The organism is Streptomyces calidiresistens, assembly GCF_014141525.1.
Lineage (GTDB): Bacteria > Actinomycetota > Actinomycetes > Streptomycetales > Streptomycetaceae > Streptomyces > Streptomyces calidiresistens.
On sequence record NZ_VKHS01001263.1, the window covers coordinates 1 to 1028 of the forward strand.

1 protein-coding gene is annotated in these 1028 nt (G+C 79.9%); it reads right to left on the reverse strand.

Annotated elements, in window-relative coordinates; all coding sequences use genetic code 11:
* Positions 1-27: 27 nt before the first annotated feature.
* Positions 28-1028: NAD-dependent epimerase/dehydratase family protein (locus tag FOE67_RS26775; protein ID WP_194444825.1), on the reverse strand; the 1001-nt coding region annotated here is incomplete at its 5' end.

Consider the following 1028-nt stretch of genomic DNA (forward strand, 5'->3'; position numbering starts at 1 on the left):
GATGAGTATAAGAGACAGGGCACGTGATCACCTCCCGCGCCCCCGCGCGCTCCCCGGAGCGCGCGGGGGCGCGGCGGTGCGACCGAACGTCTCGTCCGTCAGCCCCCGCCGGGGCCGCCACCCCGTCGCCAGCGCCCGACCGATCTCCAGGACGACGGGCCGGGCGAGCTGGTCCACCGCGTACCGGGAGAGTTCCGGGGCACGGTCCGGCCGGTGGCGCCCGACCGCCTCCGCCAGCCGCGCCGCCGCCCCGGCCACGGGCAGCGGCACCCGGTGGATCCGGGCCCGCACCCCGTGCGCGGCCAGGACGTACCGGATCGCCGCGTCCCTGCGGTACGGCTCGGCGTCGGCCACGTTGTACGCCCCCGCCGGCCACTCCCGGGCCGCCAGGCAGGCGTCGGCGAGGTTGCCGACCGCCGTCAGGCTCAGCGGCACGTCCGGGCCGGGCAGCAGGAGTCGGCCCGCCCGCACCCGGGAGCGCAGCCGGGGCCACAGGTGCGGGTCCCCCTCCCCGTACACCGCGCGGGGACGCAGCACCACCGCCCCGGCGTCCAGCGCCAGGCGCTCCCCCGCCGCCTTGGTGCGGCCGTAGGCGTTCAGGTGCCCCGAGGCCACGGGGTGGTCCTCGGTGACCCGGGAGCGGTCGGGACGGGGGTCGTAGACGCTCGCGCTGCTCATCCACACCAGCACCGGCGGGGTGCCGGAGGCGGCGCCCGCGGCCTCCAACAGGCGCTCGGTCCCGGTGACGTTCACCTCCACCATCCGCGCCTCCGCCGGGGACCCGGCCGGCGCGTCCCCCACCTCGGCCGCGCAGTGCACGACGAGGTCGGCGCCGGCGAGGTCGGGGCGGTCCCGCGAGGCGTCCCAGGGCACGTGCCGGCCGACCGGTCCCGGCCGCCGGGAGAGGCACAGCACCTCCGCCCCGGCGTCGGCCGCCGCCCGGGCCACGTGTCCCCCGCAGAACCCGCTCGCCCCGGTGACGGCGACCCGCCACCCCGCGAGCGGCCCGGGCGGGCCGGGGCGACGGG